Origin of the sequence: Chthoniobacter sp. (assembly GCF_040003245.1) — a bacterium.
In the GTDB taxonomy this organism is placed as follows: Bacteria; Verrucomicrobiota; Verrucomicrobiia; order Chthoniobacterales; family Chthoniobacteraceae; genus Chthoniobacter.
This window is the reverse complement of the sequence record NZ_JBDUCX010000383.1, coordinates 1-3,742: the sequence shown is the minus strand read 5'-3', so window position 1 is coordinate 3,742 and position 3,742 is coordinate 1. Positions and strand designations below refer to the sequence as shown.

4 protein-coding genes and 1 pseudogene are annotated in these 3,742 nt (G+C 60.1%); 3 read left to right on the top strand and 2 right to left on the bottom strand.

What is annotated here, in order from left to right:
- Window positions 1-183: pseudogene (locus ABJF10_RS29915) on the bottom strand (hypothetical protein); the annotation flags it as partial.
- Between the two features lie 731 nt (window positions 184-914).
- On the opposite strand from ABJF10_RS29915, the gene ABJF10_RS29910 reads away from it, so the two are divergent.
- From ABJF10_RS29910 to ABJF10_RS29900, 3 genes are read left to right on the top strand one after another with little or no spacing between them, the layout of a single operon-like run.
- Window positions 915-1,613, top strand: a complete 699-nt coding sequence (locus tag ABJF10_RS29910) for a hypothetical protein (RefSeq protein ID WP_348548260.1) — start codon at window positions 915-917, stop codon at window positions 1,611-1,613.
- A gap of 49 nt (window positions 1,614-1,662) precedes the next feature.
- On the top strand, window positions 1,663-1,983 hold the full coding sequence (locus tag ABJF10_RS29905) for a hypothetical protein (protein ID WP_348548259.1): 321 nt from the start codon (window positions 1,663-1,665) through the stop codon (window positions 1,981-1,983).
- The gene (locus ABJF10_RS29900) at window positions 1,917-2,480 is read left to right on the top strand and encodes a DUF1294 domain-containing protein (protein ID WP_348548258.1); all 564 of its coding nucleotides are present in this window, start codon (window positions 1,917-1,919) and stop codon (window positions 2,478-2,480) included. Before ABJF10_RS29905 ends, ABJF10_RS29900 begins: the two co-directional genes overlap by 67 nt.
- Here ABJF10_RS29900 and ABJF10_RS29895 read toward each other — a convergent pair.
- Window positions 2,410-3,742: proprotein convertase P-domain-containing protein (locus ABJF10_RS29895; RefSeq protein WP_348548257.1), on the bottom strand; the 1,333-nt coding region annotated here is incomplete at its 5' end. The two genes, ABJF10_RS29900 and ABJF10_RS29895, sit on opposite strands and share 71 nt — an antisense overlap.

The following is a 3,742-nucleotide window of genomic DNA, read 5'->3' as shown; positions in this document are numbered from 1 at the left end:
GAAGATGGCCGTGCCGATCAGGTAACCGCTGCCTTGGGCTCCGGGAGTCGTTTCGCCCAACCACGACATGGTGACAGCGTCGCCGCCCGTCTCGCCCAGTGTGGTCGCCAGGATCTTGATAATCCAAAATATGAGCGTGACCTGCGGGACTTTGGCTACGAGTTCTGACGCGTTTTTTTCCATTTCTATCGTTCTGGTCTTTACTGAGGTTTGGAGCGTAGTCGAAACCGGTAGGAGCGCCAATCGATCCAACCGCGGCGCCAACGGATGCTCAAGGCCGGGATTACTCTCGAAACGTGGATGCGTTCAAGCGCGGCCGCATATTTCTAAGACCATTCGACGCCGCAGGCGCATTTCGCTTTTCGGAGGCGACACGATTATGGCCAGGGAAATTGTGGAGGAGATGATCGAAGACCGGCCGGAAAGACGGATTCGGCGGTGGGAGATAAGCCCTCCATGGCTGGCGCACGGTGGTTTGCATTAAACTGAACGAGTTTCACCCAGGGGAAGAAGCCCCAGGTGCGCATGCGCGCCTAAAGCGCGGAGCAGCGTAGCGAGGCGAACGGGCGAACGCGAGCGGGGCTCAGGATGGCGCGCGGTGAAAGCCGCTTTTCCAGGGTACCGGTCCGGCCCGAGGCACTTCTTTTGCTTTCAGAGCGTCGATGAAACTCTACGAGATTCTGTTGGATGGATACCACACGCCTCTCCCAAGCGAGGAGATAAGGACTCTTTTCAAGGCCGGGAGACTGCGTCGCAGTGATCCGTGTAAAGAGGTGGGGGCCACGAGTTGGCGGACCATAGACGAAGTGCTTCCGTTGCTTAAATACGACTCTATCGAGAGCGCACCGTTGCCACCTCCGCAGGGTAATGACCGCCGACCTTCGATGGCAGAAAGGAGCAATGAGGTCCGCCCGATGACGTCCGCACTCAAGGCGGGTTGGGTATGCTTCGGGATTGCACTGGCGGTGAGCTGGTTTTTCCCGCCCGGGAACTTGTTTTTCTCGGTGGCCTTAATCACGGCTGTTGTCGCCATGTGCACTCATCAGGTGAATAGGGGACTCGCTTTGTTCGCAGCGTCACTCGCTGGGATCGCCGTCTGCACTGTGGTTTTCTTCACTCTTGTGATCGGCGCGGTGGGAATGGCAGCAGCGCCCGCGATCAAGAAAGCCGACCAGGAAATGAACCGGATGCAGAGGGCGCAGACGGAAGCGCTGACGCAACTCGCCGTCGCCAGTAAACAGATCCAGTCGGTTGTTCCATCAGCGCCCCTAAAGATTCCCGCATCATCTTTTAAGCCCACTTCCAATCCAAACGTTACGCCTCAACTCGCTGTCAACGCCGAACGGGCTCGGCAAAGGGTGTCGGAACAGGAGAGAGAGAGCGCGCAGCGCGAGGCCGCCGACCGCGCGCAGCGGCAGGCAAATGTGCGCGAGGCAGAGCGTCAAAGAGACCTTGCACGGGCGAAGGAGCAGCAACTGCAACAGCTACAGAAGTCTCTCGATTGGTGGGATGATCAGATTCAGAAATGCCGGGTGGAAGGCAGAGATTGGAGCTGGGCTTCCGCGCAACGCGACGCGGCCGTCCGGCAAAAAGCTGAGCTTCTCGGAAGATAGCTGTTCGTCTGTTGCGCGGCGTTCCTGCCGCCATGATAGAAGGCGCGCGATGCAGCCATCCGTCAGAAAGAAATTCCCGTGGGCGATCTATTGGATCGTCCTTTCTCTTATTCTGCTCGTGATGCTGGCGCCGGTTGGTTCCGTGGTACTAGCTGGGACGCTGGCTAATGCCTACGGCTGCCACGTGGACGAAGGATCAGTTCATCCGTGCGTGATCGCGGGGGCAGATCGTGGAGAGCTGCTCTACACGTTAGGCGTCTTGGGGTGGTTGATGTTGCTGACGTTGCCCGCTGGACTTTTGGCATGCGTGGTTTGGCTGATCGTTTTGCTCGTACACCGCGCTGCTTGGCGGAAGCGGTCGGCGGCATGAAGGGCGGGAGCCGATTTGGCCCGGGGTCGCTGATTATCGCGGGCGGTTTATTGATTCTACCAGTGATGGCGCTCGCGCGGCTGCCTTTTGTCTGGTGGATGGAGTGGGGATACGCCGCGGCTGTAAGCGGGGTGGCGTATTTGATGAACGTGCTCGATAAAAAGCGAGCCCGCGCCGGGCAATGGCGGATAGCGGAGGCGACATTGCATCTACTGGAGCTGGCCGGTGGATGGCCAGGCGCCTTGCTGGCCCAGCGTTGGTGCCGCCACAAGTGCTCGAAGGTGAGCTATCAAATCGTTTTCTGGCTGATCGTGGCGGCTTACGAACTACTGGCTTTCGATTTCCTACGGGATTGGGCGTGGGCGCGCGGGATCGCGGAAATGATGCAGACTTTGCCGGAGCCCCGCCGATTAAGCCGAGGAAGGCTTAAGGCAGAGCGAGGACGCGATAGTAACGCTGCGAGTTCCCATCGGTCGCGGCAAAGTCATTCACGGTGACGGATTGGCCGGTGCCGAGGACGTTGTCCTCTAGGGTGCTCCAGTTAGGTTGTAGCAGGCTGGAGGTGTATTGTACGCGGTAGCGTTTCCCAAAGATGCTGGCGAAGGTGATGGCGATGTCGTCGCCAGTACGGGAGACATCATTGATGCGCAGGACGCTGAGGCTGGTGCGCGGGTCGGTCCCGGAAAGAAACTCTTCCAGTTCGGTGCGACCATCGCGATCGCGGTCAAGCTGTGCATCGGTGGGGTCGTTCGGGTTCAGGCCGTTGGCGGTCTCGTAGTCATCCGGTAGGCCGTCGCCGTCGGTATCGACGAATGGCGCGGTGGTGAAGGTGCGGTCGATGCCGTTGGCGCTTCCGACACTATTCTGTCCGGTGAATTGATAATGGTAGAGAGAGTTGGGGCGGAGGCCGGACAGTGAGAGCACGACGGTGTCCGCGGTGGTTCCGGTGCCCGCGGGAAGCAGCGGCTGGGTGTCGGTGTATGGAAGGGTGAGGCCGAGGCGGAAAGCGCGGGAGGAGGGAAGGCCGAGGGGATTGATGGTGCCGGTAATGGTAGCGGAGGTGGAGGCAACGATCGAGGCGCCACCGGTGCTGACCAGGGGCGCCGCAGGTTGCGTGGCAAAGGTAAGGCTCCAGCCACCGGCGAGCGTGCCAGAACCGGAGGTGTACTCGTGAATGACATAGAGACTCCAGACGCCGCCGGGGGCGGTGCCGTTGAATGATGAGAGGGTCGTCGTCCAGGAGCCGTGCGCTGGTGCGGGAGCAGGAAAAGCGTCGTTATCGCCGGAGGGGTTGCGGTCGGTGGGTCGGTAAGTTCCGGTGGTGAGGCTGGAATTGCTGACGACAGGGGAGCCATCACTGAAGGTGAGGGTGACGTTGCTAACCGAAGAGGAACCTCCAGAGTCGGAGAGGAGCATAACACTTTGGCCGGCAGGGCCTACGAGCAGGATGTCCATATCCGCGGGGTAGGAGTGGGTAATGCCGTTTAACTTAACCGACACATTCGTGATGAGGCCAGCGAGGCCGGAGACGTTGATCACTGAAGGATAGGGTGATCCGAGACCGATGCCGCCGGAAGTGCCGCTCATGGGAAGCGGCGTGATGTTGGAGAAAGTGTTACCAGTGGGGGTGGGCGTAGGAGTCGGGGTCGCGGTCGGAGTTGGGGTCGCGGTTGGAGTTGGGGTGGGGGTTGGATTAACCAATCCGGGCAGGCCGAGGACGATGAGTTCGACCTTTCGCCCGAAGCTCCGGTTCTGGCCG